Annotated in this window: 16 protein-coding genes; 9 read left to right on the top strand and 7 right to left on the bottom strand. The window is 50.8% G+C overall.

Annotated elements, in window-relative coordinates:
* Positions 1-160 precede the first annotated feature (160 nt).
* The 5 genes from gcvPA to RID21_RS23755 all read left to right on the top strand — a co-directional run bounded on the left by gcvPA (position 161) and on the right by RID21_RS23755 (position 5,581).
* On the top strand, positions 161-1,516 hold the full coding sequence (gene gcvPA / locus RID21_RS23775; RefSeq protein ID WP_350193235.1) for an aminomethyl-transferring glycine dehydrogenase subunit GcvPA: 1,356 nt from the start codon (positions 161-163) through the stop codon (positions 1,514-1,516).
* Positions 1,517-1,581: 65 nt separating this feature from the next.
* Complete coding sequence (gcvPB, locus tag RID21_RS23770; protein ID WP_350193233.1) at positions 1,582-3,051, top strand: aminomethyl-transferring glycine dehydrogenase subunit GcvPB; 1,470 nt, start codon at positions 1,582-1,584, stop codon at positions 3,049-3,051.
* A 45-nt stretch (positions 3,052-3,096) separates the two neighbouring features.
* Complete coding sequence (locus RID21_RS23765) at positions 3,097-3,879, top strand: lipoate--protein ligase family protein (protein WP_350193231.1); 783 nt, start codon at positions 3,097-3,099, stop codon at positions 3,877-3,879.
* 436 nt (positions 3,880-4,315) lie between these two features.
* The gene (locus RID21_RS23760; RefSeq protein ID WP_350193229.1) at positions 4,316-5,143 is read left to right on the top strand and encodes an FHA domain-containing protein; all 828 of its coding nucleotides are present in this window, start codon (positions 4,316-4,318) and stop codon (positions 5,141-5,143) included.
* A gap of 228 nt (positions 5,144-5,371) precedes the next feature.
* Positions 5,372-5,581, top strand: a complete 210-nt coding sequence (locus RID21_RS23755) for a hypothetical protein (RefSeq protein WP_145037406.1) — start codon at positions 5,372-5,374, stop codon at positions 5,579-5,581.
* A 130-nt stretch (positions 5,582-5,711) separates the two neighbouring features.
* Here RID21_RS23755 and RID21_RS23750 read toward each other — a convergent pair whose 3' ends face one another.
* Both RID21_RS23750 and RID21_RS23745 read right to left on the bottom strand, forming a co-directional pair.
* Complete coding sequence (locus tag RID21_RS23750; protein ID WP_155363799.1) at positions 5,712-6,137, bottom strand: hypothetical protein; 426 nt, start codon at positions 6,135-6,137, stop codon at positions 5,712-5,714.
* Between the two features lie 75 nt (positions 6,138-6,212).
* Positions 6,213-7,160, bottom strand: a complete 948-nt coding sequence (locus RID21_RS23745; RefSeq protein WP_350193227.1) for a DUF1559 domain-containing protein — start codon at positions 7,158-7,160, stop codon at positions 6,213-6,215.
* Between the two features lie 451 nt (positions 7,161-7,611).
* Here RID21_RS23745 and RID21_RS23740 point away from each other — a divergent pair, with 451 nt between their 5' ends.
* From RID21_RS23740 to RID21_RS23725, 4 genes are all read left to right on the top strand, one after another.
* Entirely contained in the window at positions 7,612-8,169 is a 558-nt protein-coding gene (locus RID21_RS23740; RefSeq protein ID WP_350193225.1) for an RNA polymerase sigma factor, read from the top strand.
* Positions 8,156-8,842: a hypothetical protein gene (locus tag RID21_RS23735; protein ID WP_350193223.1), complete on the top strand. Its 687-nt coding sequence runs from the start codon at positions 8,156-8,158 to the stop codon at positions 8,840-8,842. The genes RID21_RS23740 and RID21_RS23735 overlap by 14 nt, the downstream gene beginning before the upstream one ends.
* Positions 8,843-8,883: 41 nt before the next feature.
* A complete protein-coding gene (locus RID21_RS23730) occupies positions 8,884-10,695 on the top strand; it encodes a DUF3352 domain-containing protein (RefSeq protein ID WP_350193221.1) in 1,812 nt (603 codons plus the stop codon).
* A gap of 352 nt (positions 10,696-11,047) precedes the next feature.
* Entirely contained in the window at positions 11,048-11,362 is a 315-nt protein-coding gene (locus RID21_RS23725; protein WP_350193219.1) for a hypothetical protein, read from the top strand.
* Between the two features lie 61 nt (positions 11,363-11,423).
* Here RID21_RS23725 and RID21_RS23720 read toward each other — a convergent pair whose 3' ends face one another.
* The 5 genes from RID21_RS23720 to RID21_RS23700 form a co-directional block, all read right to left on the bottom strand.
* Positions 11,424-13,121: a SpoIIE family protein phosphatase gene (locus RID21_RS23720; protein ID WP_350193217.1), complete on the bottom strand. Its 1,698-nt coding sequence runs from the start codon at positions 13,119-13,121 to the stop codon at positions 11,424-11,426.
* A 37-nt stretch (positions 13,122-13,158) separates the two neighbouring features.
* Positions 13,159-14,841: a SpoIIE family protein phosphatase gene (locus RID21_RS23715; RefSeq protein ID WP_350193215.1), complete on the bottom strand. Its 1,683-nt coding sequence runs from the start codon at positions 14,839-14,841 to the stop codon at positions 13,159-13,161.
* A 113-nt stretch (positions 14,842-14,954) separates the two neighbouring features.
* Positions 14,955-16,235, bottom strand: a complete 1,281-nt coding sequence (locus RID21_RS23710; protein WP_350193213.1) for a glucuronate isomerase — start codon at positions 16,233-16,235, stop codon at positions 14,955-14,957.
* A gap of 190 nt (positions 16,236-16,425) precedes the next feature.
* Entirely contained in the window at positions 16,426-19,719 is a 3,294-nt protein-coding gene (locus RID21_RS23705) for a c-type cytochrome domain-containing protein (protein WP_350193211.1), read from the bottom strand.
* A gap of 81 nt (positions 19,720-19,800) precedes the next feature.
* On the bottom strand, positions 19,801-22,515 hold the full coding sequence (locus RID21_RS23700; RefSeq protein ID WP_350193209.1) for a hypothetical protein: 2,715 nt from the start codon (positions 22,513-22,515) through the stop codon (positions 19,801-19,803).
* Between the last annotated feature and the right edge of the window lie 142 nt (positions 22,516-22,657).

Below are 22,657 nucleotides of genomic sequence, written 5' to 3'. Positions count from 1 at the left end.
GCATTCCACTGCGGCAGGCTGAAATAGACAGCCTGCCTTTCGGATCATGATTTCGTGGCAAATTGGAAAAAACAGATTACCAATATATCCAGCCCTACTATAAACCCTCAGGCTGAAGCTTCAGCTATCATCACCCTCTACATTTATGATTGAGTGAACCGTGTCTTATCTCTTCAACACACCAGAACAGCAGCAACAGATGCTGCAGACCATCGGCGTCAACTCACTGGAAGCCCTGTTCTCAACCATTCCATCAGACCTGCGACTGGATCGCCCTCTGGATCTCCCCCCTGCTCTGACAGAAATGGAACTGCAGGCGCACTTCTCTAAACTGGCCAGTCAGAATGTCGGTCCCGCGGACCGCGTCTGCATGCTGGGCGGTGGAGCCTATGACCATTTTGTGCCGGCAGCCGTTGATGAAATTGCCCGTCGGGGTGAGTTTTACACCGCTTACACTCCCTATCAGGCTGAAGCCAGTCAGGGAAGCCTGCAGACCTTCTTCGAATTCCAGTCTCTGATCTGCCAGCTCACTGGCATGGACGTTTCCAATGCGAGCCTGTACGAGGGGGGAACTTGTGTCAGTGAAGCCGCCTTCATGGCAATGCGGGTCACGAATCGACACAATCGGGTTGTCCTGCTTGGATCATTGCACCCGGAATATCGACAGGTCGTGGAAACCTATCTGAAACACCTCAACTGCGAAGTGGTGATCGTTCCCTGCAAAGACGGTTCTGTCGATCCTGCCGATGTCGACGCAGCCATGGATGATCAGACCGCTTGCCTGGTCATTCAACATCCCAACTTCTTCGGTACTCTGGAAGAAGCTGCTGAGCTGACCGAGATCGCACATCGCTACGGAGCACTCTCTGTAGTTTCCTACGATCCAATCAGCCTTGGAATCCTGAGTCGTCCCGGCGACTATGGAGCCGATATCGCGATCGCCGAAGGTCAGTCACTGGGCACTCCTCTGCAATTTGGTGGCCCCTATCTGGGCCTGTTCTCCTGCAGTGAGAAATTCGTCCGCCGCATGCCTGGTCGTCTGATTGGCCAGACGGTCGACCGCAACGGTAAACGCTGTTATGTTTTAAATCTCCAGGCACGCGAGCAGCATATTCGTCGCGACAAAGCAACCAGTAACATCTGCAGTAACCAGGGACTGATTGCAATCCGGGCTGCCGTCTATCTCTCCCTGCTGGGTAAACAGGGCATCCGGGAAGTCGCTGAACTTTCCTGCCAGAAAGCTCACTACGCAGCAGACCAACTTTCGAGTGTGGAAGGTATTGAACTGCTCTTTCCTGTGCGTCCCTTCTTCAAAGAGTTTGCCGTCAGTTGTTCGGAAGGAGCTGACTTTCTGCTGCGAAAAGCGCGTCAGGCAGGCTTCGATCTGGGACCGGAGCTTTCCCGCTTTACCTTTGAAAATAATCCAGAAAGCTATCAAACCGCCGTACTGGTAGCGATCACAGAACAGCGCACCCGGGAAGAAATTGATCGCCTGGTGACCGCACTCAAGGCATAAACGCGACGCTCGACTCCGCGTTCACCGTTTCAATCGTCAATTATTTCGAAGCGATAACTACTACCATGCGAAACAAACTGGCCACTCAATCATTATTTGCTCTCTCTCAGCCCGGACGTCGCGGTGCGCAGTTTCCTGCTGCTGATGTTCCAGTTAAACCGCTTGAAGAGCTGATTCCCGCGCAGGCACTGGCCACCGAACCCACAGGGTTGCCTGAAGTCACCGAATCTGACGTGATTCGGCACTTTGTCAATCTCTCCACCTTAAACATGTGTGTGGACACTCACTTTTATCCGCTGGGCAGTTGTACGATGAAATACAACCCCAAGCGACACGAACGGCTTTCCAGTCTGCCCGGAATCGTCGACCTGCATCCCTACCAGAATCAGGCTGACCTGCAGGGCATGCTCGGTCTGCTTTATGAGATGCAGGAAATGCTGGCAGAAATCTCAGGACTACCTGCGGTTTCCCTGCAGCCAGCCGCTGGTGCCCAGGGAGAATTCACTGCCCTGCTGACAGCGAAAGCCTACTTTGAGGACAAAGGGGAAAAACGAACCAAGGTTCTGTTCCCCAACAGTGCTCACGGCACCAACCCGGCCAGTGCCGCAATCGCAGGTTTTGACTGTGTCCAGCTGGCCAGCAGTAAAGAGGGACTGGTCGACCTGGAAGATCTGAAATCACACCTGGATGATCAGACCGCCGTTTTCATGGTCACCAACCCCAACACACTGGGACTGTTCGAGAAAGACATTAAACAGATCGCTCAGATGGTTCACGACGTAGGCGGCCTGGTCTACATTGATGGTGCCAATATGAACGCGATCCTGGGCTATACCCGTCCGGGAGACTTTGGCGGCGACATGATGCATTTCAATGTGCATAAAACCTTCACTGGTCCTCACGGAGCAGGTGGACCTGGTTCCGGTCCAATCGCCGTTCGTGACTTCCTGGCCGACTTCCTCCCCGGCCCCGTCATCAGCCATGATACTTCCGCTGAAGAAGGCGAAGCATACCAGCTTGTAACACCACCCAAATCAATCGGTCGTGTCCGCTCCTTCTACGGCAACATCGGCATTCTGGTACGGGGCTACTGCTATCTGCGCACACTGGGTGCAGCAGGATTAAAAGCGGTTTCTGAAAATGCGGTCTTGAACGCGAATTACCTCAAGGCCCTGCTCAAAGACGTACTGCCTGTTCCCAACGGTGATCTGTGCATGCATGAGTTCGTGGCCTCCGCGTCCAAAAGCAAAGCAGCCAATGGAATCACAGCCATGGACATCGCCAAGCGGCTGCTTGATTTTGGTTTCCATGCTCCCACAGTCTACTTCCCACTGGTAGTGCCCGAAGCCATCATGGTTGAGCCGACCGAAACAGAATCCAAAGAGACTCTGGATGCCTTCGCTGAGACGATTGTTAAAATCCTGCAGGAAGATCCCGAGTTCATCCATCAGGCTCCGCACTCTACAGACGTCAGTCGACCAGACGAAGTGGTTGCGGCGCGTAATCCAATTCTCCAATGCTGCGAGTCGGAATAACAAAACGACCCGCTTGTTGTATTCTTGAATGAACTGCTTCCCGGCATGACAGCTTCTCCTCTTCCAGATCACTGTCGACTGCTCAATGAACCAGCCCCCCAGCCGGGAAGCTGGAATATGGCTGTGGATGAATCCCTGCTGGAATCAGCCGTGTCAGACCAGGTCTGCTCGCTACGCTGGTACCGCTGGGATCAGGCAACGATCTCTCTGGGTTACTTTCAGCAGAATGACAACGACGCTCAACAGGGGCCCTGGGAAGGACTCCCTCGTGTCCGTCGCCTTTCAGGCGGAGGTGCGATTTTACATCATCATGAGCTGACTTACTCATTTACAGTACCCGCCAATCACCCTCTCGCCAAATCACCACCAGAGTTGTATATCGCCATCCACCAGCCTCTAATCGAAGTACTGGCGGCACATGGTCTGAATGTAGAATTCCGGGGAATTACATACCGTTCCGCCTCAGAACCATTTCTCTGTTTTGGACGTGGAGATGAAAGGGATCTGGTGTACCAGGGCCAGAAAATACTGGGGAGTGCACAGCGACGCCGGCGAGGGGCCATCGTTCAGCATGGCAGCCTGCTCCTGTTGACCTCAGAGTACGCTCCCGAATTTCCCGGACTTTTGAATCTGGTTGAGCAACCCGGTCGCTACAGTGAAGAATTTCTCAACGCGCTCACCTCAGACTTCTCACAGGCAATTTCGACAGCATTAAAATTACCGCTCCAGTCTGGAAACCTGACTGACGAAGAATCCCTGCGAGCCCGTACACTGGAAAAAGAAAAATATTCACAAGACAGTTGGACCAGCCGCAAAAAACAGGTTTAGCGGTTGAGAATTCAGCAGTTACTAAAATCAAACAAAATCGATACGTTATTAATAAATTATTTACGTATTGGATGCAGGATTGATACTTGTTGACATACCGTCAAATCCCTGATAGCGTTACATATATAAAGCTCTTATTTTATTTTCTTTCAGCAGTTTAAAAATTGTGTGTAACGGAAAGAAGTAGTGGATCTTTGCTTACGATGAAGTGAGACAAACCACACAATGCGGGCCAAAAGGGCATTGTTATTTGCTCCTTCCATTTATTGACGAGAAGTTTTTCACTCATTTCTGTTTCTTGTTCATTTTCGATTCCTGTCTCCTTTCTTCTGTCAAAATGAAAACAAGTCACCTGAGTTAGAATGGTGCGTGTTATCGCCATTCCACAATCCAGAACATTAACACGTTCTGCGGGCACCCACGGAGTGAATGATTTATGTTACAGCTTTCTCTGAAAGTCATTGGCGGTCGCCATGATGGCAAACAGATTCCCATTAAGGGTAAAAAATTCCTCATTGGGCGTGAAGAAGATTGCCATCTACGACCTAACAGTGATATGGTCAGTCGTCACCATTGCGTCTTTACGGTCGATGAATACAGCGTACGCTTGCGAGATTTCGGCAGCACCAACGGGACACTGGTCAACGGCAAACGCATCAAAGGTGAAGTTCAACTGTCACATGGAGACAAAATCCAGGTAGGCAAGCTGGACTTTGAAATTGTAATCTCACACAGTCCGGATGCGAAAGAGGCTCCAGCGGGAGCAGCTCCGGGAAGTGATATCCTCACCGGCTCCGATACGGTCTTCGATATCCCCGTTCATAAAGAGGAAACCAGAGAGGCTAAAGTAGAGCCAGAAGCCACTGAAAGTGAAGCTGCACCTGCGACAGATACACCTGATGCTCCCGGGGTCTATGAAGGAGACACCCAGATCCTGACTGCAGAGCAACAGCAGCAGGCTCAGCAGGCCTACGATCAGGCCGCCCAACAGCAGGGTTACCCACAGCAACCTTATGGTTATCCCCCGCAGCAGATGCCTTATCCATATCCCATGCCGCCTCAGTATTATCCGCAGCAGGGATATCCACAACAACCCATGCCGGCATACCCTCAACAATACCAGATGCCGCCACAGGGTTACCCGCAGCAGCCACCTCAACAACCCCAGGAACAACAGGGGGAACAAGGGCAATCAGGTGTCCCTGATCTCCCACCAGTGACTCTACCAAAACCTGAGGAAACCGGGCTGAAGAATAAAGAATAACCCACTCTGAAGCTTCAACCAGAATCCAGTCAGATCAGAGATGAGACGCTGAGCTTTCAGTTCTCATCTCTCTTTTTATAGGTATATTGACCTCCGTTTCCGCTTGAGAATGCGTCATTCTGCGAACTGCCCATTGCTTTTCTGATTCCTGTTTGGGAAAATCAGAATCATTAAGCAGGTTTACAAGACTATGCGAACCAGGACGAATTCCAAAGGGAGATACTTTCAGTGAATGACTCAGCCAGTGCCAGCAATGATATCCAGCGTCGTTATCGTGAATTTCTCGATCTACTGCCGTTGACCCTGTCACTTGCAGGACTCCCTGCCAGTGATCACGGTAAATATTATACCGAAGAGCAGGTCGAGGCGCGCGCCTATACCATCAAACATGCTTTCAAGCAGGCTCGCATCCTCGCTCGGGAATGCATTCAGAAATAACTGATCTACCGAATCAGATTCGCTCTGGGCCAGTATCAATAAAAAAGCCACACCAGGCAGGTGCGGCTTTTTTTACGTTTAACTAAAGCTCAGACAGAGGTGACACTTGCCCCTGCCATGACAGCAGGGATTACTCTGCTTTAGTCTTCAATTCGAAAGTAAATTCATTTGGCCCGGACTCGCTGACTTCAGCTTCCAGTGTGGTCTTCTCATTATACTCCGCAGGCAGATACTGCTCCACGGCAGGTACTGCTGGCTCCCCGGGAGCGCCACCAGCCACGGTCTTACCGGGAATCTCACGTGTAGCAGTAATCACAACAGCTTTTTTACCCGCAACGGTTTCAAATGAGAATGCCCCCTCTTCAATCTTGCCAGCACCACTGGTCGCTTTCCCCTCTGCATCGCGGAAAATAATATCCCCTTCTGCCAGAGGTTCTCCATCTACGGTTACTTTACCAGAGACAGGATAATTAGTCGGTCCTGACTCACCACCGCCACATCCAGCAAGCACACCTGCAGTGCAGGCCAACATCAGATAATACGCAACTGTTTTCATTGACTTTTTCCTGTAAGCTCTGCCTGCCTCGCACTAACTCTGTCGGGGCAGACAGAATTCCTTAACTAGAGACGATTAAAACTCACCCACCACTTCATGCCCCGAACGCGTTGACAGAGCTCGATAGTTATTGAGATCAATATTGTTAGAAATAAAACGAACGGCACCATCAGCCATTCCAACGTGTACACCACCTACATGTTGACTGCGTGCATAATTCCAACGGTCTGTTTGATTAGTCACACAGGGTGCATTCACATCGGTAGTCGACTTACAGAGATAATTCTGATCGGCTGCCTTAGTATTAGGGGTTTCGTATGCAGTGAATGTCACTTCACCGTGAGCCCCTCCAATCCAATAACAACCCGGGCATCCCCAGGAAAAACCACTGGGAACCTCTACGCGTTGCACAGACTCGCTGAGCATCATCGTATTCGAAGTCCCGTCTTTCACATCCCTAAATCGAGTCTTGGTATTCTGACCGAACATCCCATTGTCCGTGCCAGTAGAACGATTATTTGCCCAACCTATACAGGCAAGGTAATTTCCTCCCCAACGCACACCAGAATTCTCAGCAAAAGCAGGTCCAATATCAGAAGGACACATGAAAACCGGCAACGCCGTTTTGACAAATACCTTGCTGCTCGAAATATTGTGGACATGGTTACTGGTGCTGGCCGACACATTCGCACAATCGCCTTCATATTGATTATACATGGGTGCCTGATCAACGAAAGGCAGTAGACGGTGAAACCAAGTATCCCGATTATGGCAGTATTGAGGATACCCTGAATAATGTGCCATGTGAGCGTAGGGAAAGCAGCCGTGGGTTTCGTGGTAGTTATGCATTGCCAAGGCAATCTGTTTCACACTGTTCTTACATGTACTCCGTCGGGCTGCCTCACGAGCCTGCTGCACGGCTGGTAACAACAGCGCAATCAGAATGGCAATAATCGCGATAACCACCAGTAACTCAATCAACGTAAATCCACGCTTTCCGGGGAAGGTTCTCAAGTGCCTCATTTTGAACATCCTTAAAAATACAGATTAATAAAACATATCTTTTAATAATAAACCGTTAATTTAGAACATATTATTAAATGATATATAATAAGTTTCGGATGCTTATCGAAGGTTGTCAACTTTCAGATTTAAAGGTTTTTCAGATAGGGACTTAGACCTCACAATAACCCGCACATTCGACTACTTGAACAATTTCAAGCTAATAAGATCGATAAACCTAGAATAGTAGCGTCTAAAAAATCAGGCACACACCACACACATCCATATGATCACTACTCACTGTCAGTATGCTGCAATCCCTTTTTGCTTCGCCTGGCCCCCTGACGAAAACCGGACCGAATTTTTAACCTCCTCTGAAACTCCCACAGCAGAAAACTGGTATAGTTAGTGAAATCGAATGAAGTTCTGATTCCGAATTCTGTTGTTGTGCAAGTCGAAACGGGATTTTTCCGTGAACGAAGAAGATGCGGTACTGGTCCAAAGTTGCCTGGAAGGTAATACAGCGGAGATGCGCGCGTTCGTAGCACGGTTTCAGAGTTCCATCTTTGGTTTGTGCTATCGGATGCTGGGGCATCGCCAGGACGCGGAGGATGTGGCTCAGGAAGTCTTCGTCCGCGCCTTTCGCAGCCTGCATCAGTGGGATCCGACCAGGACTTTAAAGCCCTGGTTACTGACGATCGCTGCCAATCGTTGTCGGACTTTCCTCAGTCAACGGTCCCGTCGCCCCGTTCCTGCTGAATTTGCATCGGAACTGGCCGTCAGTCAGTCGTCTGAAGAGTTGCAGGATCTGGGAGAAGAACTTCAAAATGCCATCAGTCAGTTGCGGGAAAACCACCGTACCTGCTTTATTCTGTTTCACCAGGAAAATTTAAGTTGTCAGGAGATTGGAGAAGTGCTGGAACGTCCGGAAGGGACCATCAAAACCTGGCTACACCGATCCCGTCAGGAACTGGCATCTACCTTGAGACAACGTGGAATCGTACCAGAGGTCAGACATGAATCTCGTTGAATATCAATCGAAACTGGAATCCATGATCGAATCACAGTGCTTCGATCAACGTTCCCAACTGGAAAAACAGTCCGCACTTTCCCCGGAACATCAGCGGCTCTGGGAAGATTTTCTCATCCTGGAACAGGCACTCCCCGTATGGGAACAGACCATGCCTGAGATTGATCTGGTTGATGCGGTGCTGGCCCAGTTTACTGACACATCGGGCAATAGTGACCTGCCATCTGTGAGCACAGAGATAATCGCCCGTCCTCATCGTCTTTCCACTTCCTGGATCTGGACCAGTCTGGCGGCCGCCGGCTTGCTGACGGCGATTGTGATTCCGTTTTTCACTAATCGATCAGAAAAGGAAACCGGCATCCCGGTAGCTACCAGCCCTTCGACTCCCGAGCCTGCAGCTAAACAGCCCACCGCTCCGCACGATCTGAATCAGCTGCTGAAAAATGCAGGCGCTGCTTCGTGGGGACTTGCCCAAAGTACAGCCGGAGCGATGTCGGAGGCTGTCACCCTGGTCCCGGTTTCACCGTCGGCCCCTCAGTCTGTAGATACGCTTCCTTCTGAATCCAACTGGGTTGATGATATCAATTCAGAAATGCAACCCATTAAAGATCAGTTCAATCACGCCTGGAACTTTATAATTCATTCCGTCCCCGAGTCATCAACGAAAATTTGATTCTTTTCAATTCGCGCAGAGTCTCATCAGGAATACAGTCCATGAAACCAAATCCATTAGTCAATTGCAGACGCTTGACCACACTTCGGTTCGTGCCAGCCCTCCTCCTGAGTCTACTCTGTTGTCTTTCCGCCCATACAGCCTTCGCAGCCAGGCCACTCAGTCAACTCGTCGACCAGAAAGCGGGGCTGTATCTTGAAGCCACACAGCTGGATCAACATATAAAGCAGTTCCTGCATTCCCAGCTCGCATCTCGCTTTCGTGAGACAGAGGTCTTCCAGCACTGGCTTCGCAGCCAGGATGTGAAAAACCTGAAACAGGGCCTCACTCAGTTGGAAACATTGACTCAACGCCCGTTACTTCCCCTGCTACGGGATCTCTTCGGAGAATCGGTTGGCCTGGCAGTATTTAATAACGGCCCGGATCAGAATCCCTCCATATTGCTATTAACCGATGTTAAGGATCCCGCTGCAACCCGTGCTCTGTTTGCAGACTGGTTTCAAAAGACAGGCGTTAAAGTGACGGAATCAACTCATCTTGATATTCCCTGCTTTACTGCCAGCCAACAAACAGAGGATGCCGAAAACGCTTCTGCTGGGATCCATTATACGTTTCTGGAACAAACTCTGATTCTCTCTGAAAATGAGAACCTGCTCCACTCCAGTGTCGCACTCTTTGCCGCTTTGCAGGAGGGGAAACCTCTTAAGGAGCAGAACTGCCTCTACAATCTCAAGATGTACCAGCGAGCGCGTGCAGTGCTCGCCGATGATGCCACAGGTTCCGCCTTCCTGAACCCACGGGCCTGGGATGAATTTATCAAACCTCCGCGCAATGAAGTCGAACAGGGAATTGTTAACTGGTGGCAGAAAACCGGTGCACTGATCGCAGGTCTGCATCTGAAAAACACACTCGCCCTGGAGACCGTGATTTTGTTCAATTCCGAAGTGATCGATCTGCCGCTGCTCAATATTCTGCAGACTTCAGCCAGCACTCCGGATCCCTACACGCTGATTCCACAGAAGGCCCTGGCGGTGATGGCTGGCCAGTTGAACCTGCAGTTGTTGACGCAAAAGTTTGTTGATTTCTATGCCCAGAAACACCCGGAAAAGTGGAAAAAAATTCATGCGGCCAGTGTTGGCCTGCTGGGAGGTCTGGATCCGATTACCGATATTGCCAGTGCCCTGGGGCCTAACGTCCTGTTTTATTCGGTTCCCCGCCAGCAACTGTCCTTCGATGCGATCTCATTCGACGGTCTGATCGCCATGCAGCTCTCTCCTCCTGAGAATGCATCATCCTCATCAGAAAAATCCAGTTATCATCTGGCTCTCGAGAATGTAGCCCACTTCCTGATGAACAGCGTGCTTGTCCAGCACAATACGGATGCGAAGCACAAGGATGAACCAGCGATTCTCAAGGTGGAAGATCATGATTTATATCATCTACGCTGGATCGACCACCTGGGACCGTACCAGCCCGCTTATGGCATCAGTGATCAACAGCTGGTCCTGGCCAGTTCCCCGGATCTCGTCCGTGAGTTTTTCACCTTGAAGTCCGAGGACAGTCTTGCAGCACTTCCCCTGTTTCAATCCTGGAAGGAGACTTTTTTCCAGGAAGAGAAACAGCTCTGCTTCCTGAACATTTCTTCGATTCGCACTTTTATCGAGCAGAATTCCGATTTTCTGGCGGAACAACTCTCAAGACAGCAAGACAGTGATCTGGCGAAGGGTAAAAGCAAGCTGGCAGGGCTCAAAAGCCTGCTGGAATCATTTGATGGAGTCTTTCTGGCGGCAGGACTGCAAAAAACACAGGTCCGGATCGTCATCGGTCTGGGATCACTCTCACCGAGACGGTGAGCAATCTCAACTCTGTACACAATTCTGAACAAAGCACGGCAGGAGCTGCCCGATAATCCTCATAATCGGGATGACTACTCAATCGGCATGGTCGATCATGCTTATCGGTGTTAATTATTTTAAACAAATCTCCCAATCCGGATTTTGGTGGGAATAATTGAGTAAGTTAGCTCCACTTTCCGACTCGGGCCAGAACTATTTTGGAATCGTGGAGAAATTCTTCCCCAAAGCATATGAACGGATTGTGTGAGAATGAATGGGAGTCCTTTTGTATCGGACCTTTTTCTCAACACTGGTGTATATGTGAAAGCCTCAGGTAATTGAACTCCCTCAAAGAAAGCTGAAATTGAATATGGTAAATCAACTCGATCCCCCCTCTGAACTGGTTGTTGACCGTCGTCGTGTTAATCGTAGAGTTTCCGGCAGCAAAGGTACCATTCATGAGAAGCATGGCGTTGTGGATGAGCGGAAAATTGAGCGTCGCCGCCAGATCGATCCAACCACCTGCGAACGCGACTACAGCGAACAGGAAATCGATTTCATGAAAGCCATGGATGATTACAAACGACGCAGCGGTCGGCAGTTCCCTACTTGGAGTGAAGTACTGGAAGTCCTCCACAGTATGGGCTATCGCAAGGTTGCTGAACCAACAGATATTTCGCTCTGATCTCAAAACAAATAAGGTCTAACCTGCAGGTGGGATGTGATTTATTCGCTTCCCACCTTTTTCATTGCGCGGCAGACTTACCGATGATCACCAGCGTGAGATCGTCATACTGTTCGTGCTGACCGACAAACTGTTTTACGGCCTGTAGAATCTGGGGGCCTAGCTCAGCGGGACTCGCTGCTGACTCCAGTATCGCAGACTTGAGTCGTTCGATTCCGAACATTTCTCGGTCCTCATTCATCGCTTCTGTGACACCATCGGTATAGAGAATCAATTGTTCTCCCGGCTGCAACACATGGGTCAAAGCCTCGTATTCGTAGTCATCCATCACCCCCAGCGGAATACTTGGCTGATCGGCTGAAAGTTCACGAAGCGACCCATCAGCCTGCAGCAACAGCGGTTCCAGATGTCCCGCGTTGACGAAAGTAACCAGATCCCGGTTGAGTCTGATTTGCCCCAGAATAAACGTGATAAAGCGACCATCATGGGCTGCCTCATCAATGTGATGATTTACACGGTGCACTGCATCGGCAACATCGGGAACAAACTCAACAGTACTGCGTACCGCACTGCAGACTCGGGACATCACCAGCGAAGCGGGGACTCCTTTACCGGCCACATCCCCCAATGCAAACCAGACGAGATCATCCTCGGTCTGGATCAGGTCATAGTAGTCGCCGCCAACAGCCCGAGCTGCTTCGTATGACACGAAAAATTCATAGCCGGGAACTTCAGGAATTTTTGCTGGCAGCAGACCTTTCTGGACACGGGCCGCTATTTCCATTTCGTTATCGTAACGCTGCTTTTCCACATGCGAGATCATCAACCGGGCACTTTCATACGAAAGTGCCGTCTGGCTGGCGATAACCATCAGGAGCTCCAGGTCATCATTGGAAAACATCTGCCCTGCCAGCTGAGTATCAAGGTTGATGATTCCAATCACACTCCCGTCTAATCCCAGCATCGGAGCACACAGAATCGAGCGGATCGTGAGTGTCGAAACGGATTCACTTTTTTCAAAGCGTTCATCATTCGCCGCATCGGCAGAAAGCACCCCGGTTTTATTATCGATGACCGCTTTGAGAACAGTGCGGCTGAGCTGTAGCGCTTCCTGATCGTCATCCCTGCGATGGCGAACCGCTTTAGGCAGAAACCGTTGATTGTTTCTGTCATGCAGTAAAATACAGCCCCGATCTGCTGCCGGAAAAATATGAAACAACCCCTCAAGAACCCGTTCGGCCATCATATCCAAGTCAGAAGCCGTCGCAATCGTACGGCTGATCTCCAGGATCGCCTTCAGCTTGATTTCTGGTTTGACCTGGTATTGATCAAAATCGCCATTCGAACCGCTGGACCGCAGGATCGTACTCTTATCGACTGCTGGTGGCTTCACGGAGACATTCTTCAAAGAAGGAATCAAACCGTATGCGGTCAAGAGCCCCTCATGCTGCTCGGCCTCGTACTCGGCATCACTGGAGAATTCCAGCAGAAAGGGACCTATCGAAATCTGATCTCCGGACTGTAACAGCACCGGATCATTGACCGGCTGGTTGTTCACAAACGTGCCGTTACCACTTCCCAGATCTTCCAGTTCGAATCGTTCCTCATCAAGCACAGAGATTCTCGCATGATAACGCGAAACCGTATTTGACTTGAGACAGATATCACAGTCCGGATGACGACCAAGCGTCATCTGGTCGCCCGTTATCTCCAGCCTGGACGAACTGCCGTTATTTTGCATAAACAGACTGGCGGACATGATGAGGCCATAGACTGGGTGACTGGAAATTTCACTTTCAGGAAACACGCCCGAAAGTCATGATGGTAATGTCGTCATTCTGGGGGCGACCATTCGCATGCCGGCGGACATCGGCCAGCAGTGCCTGCCCCAGTTCAGCAGCATTCTTTTCACGATTGGCCTTGATGAATTCCCGCATCCGGTCCAGGGTATACAACTCCCCTTCCGGATTCATCGCTTCATCTACGCCGTCAGTAAACAGAACCACAATCTCGCCTGGTGCCAGATCCCGTTCGACCACTTCAAACGGAAAGCCTTCCATCACACCAATCGGAACGCCGATACTGTCTTCAGGAAACTCATCGATCGAACCATCCGGCTTCAGAATCATGGGTGACATATGCCCTGCGTTGACCAGCGAAATGTGATGCGTCTGGGGATCCAGAATAGCCAGCACGTAGGTCACAAAACGTCCCTCGACAGCACTGTCGCACATGTGGTCGTTAATTGCCTCCACCGCGGGTCCGACTTCATGCAGAAACCGCATTGTGTGCTGCACGCAGCTCGACATACGAGCCATGATCATTGCCCCGGGGACCCCTTTACCGGCAACATCGCCGAAGGAGAGACCGATCTTTCCATCCGGCAGTTCGAAGATGTCATAATAGTCACCACCCACGGCCTGTGCGGAATGATAGGACGCGAAGAACTCATACCCGTCCACTTCCGGTACCGAACTGGGCAACAACCCCTGCTGTACCCCGCGAGCGATGTTCATCTCGTTGTCCTGCTTTTGTTTCTCCAGATAGGAGTTCATCAGCCGGGCCCCTTCATAGGAAAGAGCCGCCTGGCCTGCAACGGACATCAGCAGGTCCAGATCTTCTTCCTGAAACTGCTGCAGCGGGTTCTGCGTATCTATGTTGATAATCCCGATCGGCTCTTCCGACAGCCCCAGCATCGGAACACACATCATGGAACGAATCGACAGATTCGAAATTGACTCACTGGCATCAAACTGGGAATCACTGGCGGCATCGGCCGACAGAATACCAGTTTTCTCCTCGAGCACTTTATTTACAATTGTCCGACTCAGCTTGACAGTTGCATCTTCGCCTTCGCGACGATGCTTGAACGCACGGGGAACCATCTCTCCTGACTCTTCATCCTTGAGCAGGATACAGCCGCGGTCGGCAGCGGGGAAGATATGAAACAGCGTCGTCAGGATCTGGGGCAGCAGCTTTTCCAGATCGACGGTTCCTGCCAGACTACGACTGATCTCAATGACCGCCTTCAGCTTGGCCTCGGGACGCACATCGAGCCCCCCGAATCCACCGACTCCGGATACCGCCCCCATAATAGTGGCACCGGCGCCACCATCTTCATCAGTAGCAAAACCGATATCAAAGCCGCTCTCGACCTGCATCATGGCCGAGGACTTTTTTCCGCCCGCTTTGTTATCTGCTTCGAAGCGGAACAGAATGGGACCGACTTTCAGACGATCTTCATGTGCCAGTAGGGTCCTTCCGTCAATCTTCTTACCATTGACGAAAGTCCCGTTTCCACTGCCCAGGTCTTCAACGAAAAACTGATCGCCATCACCGACAACCTGAGCATGTCGACGGGAAACCATATTGGAATCAAGCTGGATCTGGCAGTCAGGATGCCTGCCAATCACCATCTCATCACCCGAAAGGGAATAAGAGACCGCCTGGCCCGCCTGTAGCATGACTAGAGTCGCCATAAATGAAGCCCTTGTGACGAAACGATAAATGATATGATAAAAAAGGGATCTGATCCTTATTTTAAAATGATCCAGCCCTCGATGCAATCACCGTCTGATTCCCCTCTGGCCGATTAACGACCAAAAATGGTCTCAACGTTCCCTCTCAGAACCAGCTTGCCGAGTTCGATGGCCCGCTCTTCTGACCAGCTGCGGCCGATCACAAAGTCACTGGCCAGCACATTCGCCAGAACGCGACGATACATGCGGAATTTCGGGAGTGCGAATTCCAGCTTGTACATGTCGCTGTAGTAACCGATCTGCTTGGTTTTGGGGACGGCTTCCAGCCGGCTTTTACAGTCAAACGTAATGAACGCAGGTGTATTTGAATACCACCAGTGTCCATTGATGACGACGTTAGGGAAAATCCAGCTGTAGCTGACCAGTTCCTGGTTGCTGGTACTGGTCAGGACTGAGACCGGAAAAGTCACATTGGGGAAGGCATTGAACAGTTCTTTATACTGAATCAGTGAAGTCCGTTTGTCGTACAGGTCCTGCCCCTGGTAAACGCCCGCTTCATAAACCCGGCGATTGACACCGATCATCAGATCGAAAGGCAGGTTGTGGACGGCACAATACTCAGCCAGGGTCCAGAATACATACTGGCTGAGCAGTTTCGATTCATCACAGCTCAGCTCATTACCTGCATACAGCGAGCGCACGACGGCATCCGCTTCTTCAGGCATGACTGCTGTCGGAGAGAAATCGGGAGGCAGTGAGATTGCACAGGCGCGGGCGCCTCGGGATGTGAAATGCTCAAACAAATTGGCGATTGCATCGCGGAGTGTGTGGGCGCAACCGATATCCAGGTTTGTGGCTATTGCCAGGCGTTTGCGTGTTTCGCTTTTGCCTAAGTGGAACACCAGATCATCTGTACGCAGACAGGGGATATACAGATTCGTGTCGAAGCCCTCTAATGGATCGTCGAAATCGTTCGTCAGGAAGACCTGCTCAAGACCACTTTGCTTGAGAACCTGCTGTTCCCAGTCCGGCTGTGCCATCTTTTCGGCAGCAGTGTCGTAAAGTTTTTCCCAGTTAGATTCGGTGATCGCTTCCTCTTCAAAACCGAAGAATTCACTACAGATATCCAACAGCCAGCTGAGCTGAATGGTGTTATCCAGATCCCCCAGTTGCTTGACCAGTCGACCGACTTTTTCTTTTGGATCCAGTCCCGGCTCTTCAATCTGCTCCTTAGGAAGTCCAGCAGAATGGGCCAGTTCAGTGTAATAATGATATCCCATGATATCGGCCAGCGTAGTTGAGGCGGCTGCATGGGGATTAATATGGGTATGAGGATCGATCAGAACGAGACTCTCTAATTCGGCGAAAATACGCTTGCTCAATTGATCAGACATGATGTAATAGTTCCTGCTGTTTCTAAAGATAATTCTAACCAGCCTGCGAATATACTCAGTCCGCTGAGACAGTGCAATCAGGCGGTGATTTCCGCCCCAACCTATCAACCAAATTGCATAAAAAAGGCGGTCCCACGATTAGAATCGTGGAACCGCCTGGAAAAAGCAGCGAAATCAGTCAGGCTGAGTATTATTTACCGGCACTGGCCTGCTGTTCCTGAGGAACGGGAGGCGGATTAAAGCTATGGAGCAGTTTACCCGTTTTGGCATCCCAGACCCGCAGGACGCCATCTTCACCACCGGCTATCGCAACCGTTTCATCCCGGCTGGATGCGACGCTGTAAACGTAATCAGTAGATCCGCTCAGATTGCGGAAATTAGAGCCGTTAGTCGTCAGGTGCATCCGAACGGTCTTGTCTCCGCCACCGCTGATGATGTTGTCACCCAGTCCCATAAATGCGATTGAGGTGACCTGCTTGGAATAACCTGAAATCGTACGCTTCTGTTCGCCGGTCTCGATATTCCAGACTTTGATCACGTTATCTGCACCCGCACTCACGATTGTGGATTCATCCGCTTTCCAGGCCACGTCCAGCACATGGTGGGTATGACCTTCGAATGATTTCACGAATTTCCCGGATGCGACATCAAAGATTTTGACAAACTTATCAGCTGCACCGGTGAGTAATTGCTTTCCAGAACGGGAGAAGCGGATTCCCAAAACGGTATCACTATGAGCATCTCCCAGTTTTTTCACTACACTGCCGGAGGCGACATCAAACAGGATGACCTCACCACTTCGTGACGGATCTCCCCCACCGACGGCCAGCAGTTTGCCATCCGGGCTGAAATCCAGACAGAGTGCCCGATTAGAAATGGGGGAAGCGCCTACTTTGCTGGAATCTTTGGGATCGGCTCCCAGTTGAGCAATCAGAGACCAGACAGGTTGAATGCTCTGGATCAGAATGCTCTTATCAACACTACCGGAAGCAACAGTGGTTCGTGTTGTGTAAGCAACAGCAGAAATCGCTCCCGTGTGACCAGAGAGAGTATCCAGCTCTTTACCCGACTCGACACTCCACAGTCTAACCTGCTGGCTGTCATCGCCAGTGACTACCTGCTTCCCATCTTCAGAGAATGCAACAGACTTGATCGGCGTCAGCACAGCAGCCTGTTTTTTCGCTTCTTCGAGGGCAGCGTCGACGTTCTTGGCTGTTTCATCCAAGGAGGTCTTTTCATTAGTCCGTTCTGTCAGCTGACCTTTAATTTTGGTCAGAGTACTTTCAGCCACTTTGACCGAGCGCTCTGCAGAGGTAATCTTCTTTTCTGCTGCAGTAACCGCTTCCGCCTCTTTCTTGGCTGCAGCATCTGCATCAGCAACTTTTTTATCGGCAGCTTTGGTATCCGGTTTAGACTCAGCCAGTTTCTTCGCAGCAACAACCGCGGCATCCGCTTTGGGCACAGCCTGTTTGGCTGTCTGGATTGCCTGTGTCACGGTCTTTTCATCGTTGGTCTTTTTCTGCTGAGCAGCTGTCAGCTTTTTCTGAACTGTATCGAAGTCTACCTGAGCTTTTGCGACGGCGTCCTTCTTTTTCTGCTCGCCTTCTTTATCCGCTGGATCGGGTTTGGTCGCATTAGCTGCATCCAGGGCCTTCTTGGCAGCATCGACTTCTTTCTGAACAGCGGCAATCGCCTGCTGATTCTGCTCATTGGTCGTTTTCAGCTTGGCTTCTGCATCAGCAACTGCTTTATCCGCAGCTGCCTTCAGTGCAGCCGCAGCTTTGACAGCGTCTTCACCTTTCTTCTTATGATCAGCAATCAGCTTGGCCAGTTCATCCTGAGCCGCTTTCAATTTCTGGGCAGCTTCATCGGATTTCTTCTTGGCTTCCGGAAGTGCTTTTTTCGCAGCATCCAGTTCTTCATTCCGTTTTTTCAACTCTGCTTCACGGTCCTTAACGTTCTTGTCTGCTGCCTTGACGGCGGCATCTGCCAGGGCCACTTGCTGTTTGGTAACGGTCTGTGTTTCGGTTGCCAGTACCAGCTGACGTTCCTTACTCAAGTCTCCACGGAACTCTTTCAGCATTTTGCCATCACTCAACTGCCAGATTTTACCGGTACCGTTGACTGAGACAGAAACAAGGTTTTTCCCATCTGGACTGACATCAACATCAGTCACAGGAGCACCATGGCTGATTGAACGAATCTGCTTCTTACCAGCCAGATCCCAGACACGCACCGTACCGTCTTCACTACCAGAGACAAGTTGTGTACCGGCGGGCAGGACCAGTTTCAAAGACGAGACTGGTTTTGCATGTCCTTTTAGTTCAAACAGGGGAGCGGGTGTTTCCGGAGCCTTCTCCCCTTCTTTGGGAGCAGGAATCGTCATAGGCCAGACGTAAATGCTGTTATTGGCACTACCGGCAATCACCTGTGAACCGTCTTTACTGACGGTCAGGGCGCTGATTACCGCAGGAGTTTTCATGGTTGAAATCTGTTTTCCATCGGCCGCATTCCAGACCCGCAGGCTCTGATCAGCCGAGGAGGTCACAACTTTAGAACGATCGGGAGTGAAAGCCAGTCCCTGAACGGCTCCTGTGTGCCCTTTGAGATCGATCAGCTTCGTTCCTTCAGGCAGTTTCCAGAGTGAAACTGTATTGTCAGCGGTTGCAACCGCCAGAACGCTTCGGTCCGCATTGAGAGCAATCCCGGTCACAGCAGCAGGCAGATCTACTTTCTTGACCACATTCCCCAGTGATTTTTTCCAGAGCTTAACAACGCGATACCCACCTGAGGCGAGCAGGCTGCCATCGTTGTTAAATGCCAGTGAATGAACAAAGTCACGATGAGCGGCTCCCTGCGGATAGAAGGGTTTACCGTCTTTCTGCAGTTTCAACAATGCTGGATCATTCAGGACGGCGACTTCACTACCAGCAGCCAGATCGTAAATGGCAATTCGGTTTGCCCGACCAACGGCTGCATAACGGGCCCAGGGTGAAAGTGCGGTACTGTAAATCGAGTTCAATCCCGGGGGTAGTGACTGCCAGGCAACTCCGGCATCAGCCGACTTGCCGCTGGATTTAGCCCCTTCAAGAATCCACTGACGCAGAATCCAGACTTCTTTGGGAGTCAGTGCCTTGGCGCCAACTTTGTTTGGAAGTGGCGGCATGAAGCTCTCTTCGGTACGGGAAGCAACCTGATAGAGGTAGCTGTCGTCCGGCTTGCCGGGAACGACGGAAGCACCACTGTCGCCCCCTTTGATGAGGTCTTCAACGTTCTCCAGAACGAGTGAGCCCTCTTTTTTGGCAACGTTATGACAGGCGATGCAGTTTGCATCCAGAATGGGAAAGACATCCTTTTCAAAGCTGACAGGACGGCCTAAATCGACTTTTTCTGGTTTGATCGGCTTTTCTTCCGCCACTGCCACACTGGTGGCAACAAAGACTGCAGCCAACATCACACCTAAACTGGCAAACCGGTTCCGCATAACATGCCCCTCTGATATCACTGTTTCAACAGCTGTAAACAAACAACTGTCTGTATTGGAATCTCTATAAGTTTGGATTTCTTACTTGGTCACTTTCAGCTTAATGGGTGCGTCTACCAGTGCTTCTCCTGAGAAGTCAGCCTTAGCACGCACAACCATATTCGCCAGATCGCCTTCAGTGGCATCTGCAGCAGCCTTAATTGGAATGGTAACTTCCGTTTTATCGGCCGGTATCTGCACAGTCTCTGCGGTAACCCCGGTCACTCCCGGAGGGAGAGGCAAGGTCAGCTCGACCGGTCCTTTAAAATCGTTGATACGCTTGATCGTTGCTTTGACATCGATGGAAGCTCCTTTTTTAAGAGCTCCCCCACCCGGCACATTCAGACTCAGAGTCACCGGTGCAGGCTGTACTCGGATCACAAGCGGTGTCGAAGGTGCGTAGACTTTAATTTTCTTAGGTGCGGCAGCCTTTTCGGCATCCGCCACCTTCTTATCAGCGGCTTTCTTCGCAGCATCAGCGGCTTTCACCTGTGCATCCGCGATTTTGATTTCTTCATCAGCCTTGGCCTGCTCTATCTTTTTCTGTTCTGCTGTTTTGTCAGAGGCCTTGGCGATTTCTTCCCGTTTTTTCTTCGCAGCAGCCAGAGCAGCTTGCGCATCTTTCAGTTTTTTGTCTGCTTCGGCCTGCTCTTTTTTGGCTTCATCAACCTGCGCGGGATTCCGCCGATAAGAAACGTCGACTGTTGATTGCAGGTAGGTGGTATAAACCCCGGGTTTCGCATTTTCTTTGACGAATACCTGGAAGAGTTCGTCCTGCTTGCCTTTGGCGATCGTTTTGTTTTGCGTTGTGATGTTGCTGTTCTTGGGAACTCCATTCCATGCCAGGGCGACAGCTTCATCAAAACCGGTCCGCTTCAGAACTTTGACGGGTACCAGGATCTGACGTCCCTGATGTGCTTTGACTTCAGCAACATCGGCAACCACCTGATAGGGGGCGACTTCATCAATCACGGACAGCACCAGTGAGCGGGCAATGCGGGCTTCCGCACGAATATTATTAGCAACGGGACGCAAAACTGTAGCAGCTCGGGCAACTCGTTCCAGTTTTTGGGAATCAGCGCCAGTTGCAGTCCCCACGATTTCAATCGGTCCTGACCACGGCTTGGCAGATTCGTCTGCTGTGAGAATCATTTCCGCGGTATTGTCTCCGGGACCAATCGTGGCTGCTTTACAGGTAACTCCGGCAGGCAGTCCTTTGACTGAAAGTTCGATCGTCTCGTTGAAACCATCCTGCTTGAGCGCCATGATGTCGATCTTGAATGAATCCCCTTTGCGTAAGGTGATCCCGGCTGGAGCACCCCCTGTATTTACCGCCTGGGGATACAGGGGCAACGCCGCCAGACGGAAGTCCGGCTTGGGTTCGCGAATGACTGCTCGATAAACCATCCGGGGATGACCGCGTGTCTCGAACTGCAGGTCCCGCAGAGTGACCCGGTACTCCCCATCTGCAGGTGCAGTAAACAGGTAATAAGGATCGTCCGTGCGTGTGTCGAACAGTTTGTCTCCCAGATCAGGAAAGACGCTGGTGGCTCCAACGTTCGCAATCCGCTTGAAAGTCTCTTTGCCGTCTTTATCTTTGATTACCTGGTCAACGACAATCACCGGATCCATGACGATTCCGTTTCGCTGACCAAAGACTTCAATGGAATATTTCTGTTTTGCTTTCCCCTGAAACCGGAACGCGTCGGTGTCATTCTTAGCTTCAAACTGACCGACAAATTCACCGGGCAGAGTCAGAGTTTCTTCTTTGGTCTGTTCATCCCGAATAATTTTGCCATCAGCAAAATAGATTGTCACAGGGTTAGAACTTCCGGCGGGTGAATTCCAGACATACGAGAAACCATCGGCACTGACTTCATGTGGAAAGCCCTGTTCTCCCATTTCGAGTGTAGTGGCTTTCGCGGGCAGCGCGACGGACACCTGCACTTCCTGGAGTGGTTTATCATCAATACTCCAGTCCGAGAGTTTTCCGCCTGGCAGGTTATAACCATACAGAGTGAACTGCTCCGTGGCTCCCGGCGTACCTGAAGGAGGCATGATGAATTCGATGTGCGGTTTTTTATGAACTCCCAGACGATAAATATACTGAGCTCCACCTGAATAAGTCAGGTCATGCACTTTCACCAGATAAGTTCCATCCTGAGGCAGAGTCAGGTTGATATAGGGGTCGTGACGGAACGTATCACGTTCGCTGACCAGACGCCGCTGATCGGGCCCATAGACTTCCACAAGCGCCACCATTGGAGAATCGATGCGTGCTGCCCGACAGTTGACGGAAACCTTCTCTCCCTTTTTACCGGGAAAAGAGAAGTAATCGACATCAGTTGCACTTTGCAGAGTCGCATTGATGACCGAATCCATGGCCATTGCCGTTGGTTGTGCCGGTGTATTATTGGGTTCGGCTTCCGCTTTTTCCGGAAGATCCCCTACGACAAATGATCGAGGGTTACTAATACCGAACAGTCCATGTGCCCGCACATCATAGACGCCTGCAGGTACATCTTTTCCGATCGTCACCAGGAAGGTATTAGCAACGGGAATCTTCTTCCCATTGCTGTCCTGAGTTTTTGCAACGGCGTTGATGCCGGGATGACTGAACCAAAGGCCGTCCAGTTCGTCCAGATCCTTACCATCGGTCACCCGCACTTCAACGGTCTGGCCTTTCTGCCCTCCCGTTGGGAACAGAGCATAGATGGTTGTCTGAGGTAACTGTGCCTCTGCAGTGGGCGGATTCATTAAGGAAAACGTTCCAATCCCTGCAGCAAGAAAACAAACGAGCTTCGCAACTAAACGACGTCCGTCAAAAAATCGCGTATGCGTCATGATACTGCTACCAATTTTCTGGATGGAAGTTTCGGGAGGATATCAGGAGGGTACC

Source organism: Gimesia sp. (genome assembly GCF_040219335.1).
Lineage (GTDB): Bacteria > Planctomycetota > Planctomycetia > Planctomycetales > Planctomycetaceae > Gimesia.
Note: the sequence above shows the minus strand (reverse complement) of the source record. Positions and strands in the feature narration are given on the sequence as shown.

Excerpts from the sequence above, each read along its gene's own strand:
- gcvPB (WP_350193233.1), top strand. The coding sequence starts at position 1,582 with ATGCGAAACAAACTGGCCACTCAATCATTATTTGCTCTCTCTCAGCCC.
- RID21_RS23765 (WP_350193231.1), top strand. The coding sequence starts at position 3,097 with ATGACAGCTTCTCCTCTTCCAGATCACTGTCGACTGCTCAATGAACCA.
- RID21_RS23760 (WP_350193229.1), top strand. The coding sequence starts at position 4,316 with ATGTTACAGCTTTCTCTGAAAGTCATTGGCGGTCGCCATGATGGCAAA.
- RID21_RS23750 (WP_155363799.1), bottom strand. The coding sequence starts at position 6,137 with ATGAAAACAGTTGCGTATTATCTGATGTTGGCCTGCACTGCAGGTGTG.
- RID21_RS23745 (WP_350193227.1), bottom strand. The coding sequence starts at position 7,160 with ATGAGGCACTTGAGAACCTTCCCCGGAAAGCGTGGATTTACGTTGATT.
- RID21_RS23735 (WP_350193223.1), top strand. The coding sequence starts at position 8,156 with ATGAATCTCGTTGAATATCAATCGAAACTGGAATCCATGATCGAATCA.
- RID21_RS23730 (WP_350193221.1), top strand. The coding sequence starts at position 8,884 with ATGAAACCAAATCCATTAGTCAATTGCAGACGCTTGACCACACTTCGG.
- RID21_RS23725 (WP_350193219.1), top strand. The coding sequence starts at position 11,048 with ATGGTAAATCAACTCGATCCCCCCTCTGAACTGGTTGTTGACCGTCGT.
- RID21_RS23720 (WP_350193217.1), bottom strand. The coding sequence starts at position 13,121 with ATGTCCGCCAGTCTGTTTATGCAAAATAACGGCAGTTCGTCCAGGCTG.
- RID21_RS23715 (WP_350193215.1), bottom strand. The coding sequence starts at position 14,841 with ATGGCGACTCTAGTCATGCTACAGGCGGGCCAGGCGGTCTCTTATTCC.
- RID21_RS23710 (WP_350193213.1), bottom strand. The coding sequence starts at position 16,235 with ATGTCTGATCAATTGAGCAAGCGTATTTTCGCCGAATTAGAGAGTCTC.
- RID21_RS23705 (WP_350193211.1), bottom strand. The coding sequence starts at position 19,719 with ATGCGGAACCGGTTTGCCAGTTTAGGTGTGATGTTGGCTGCAGTCTTT.
- RID21_RS23700 (WP_350193209.1), bottom strand. The coding sequence starts at position 22,515 with ATGAATCCGCCCACTGCAGAGGCACAGTTACCTCAGACAACCATCTAT.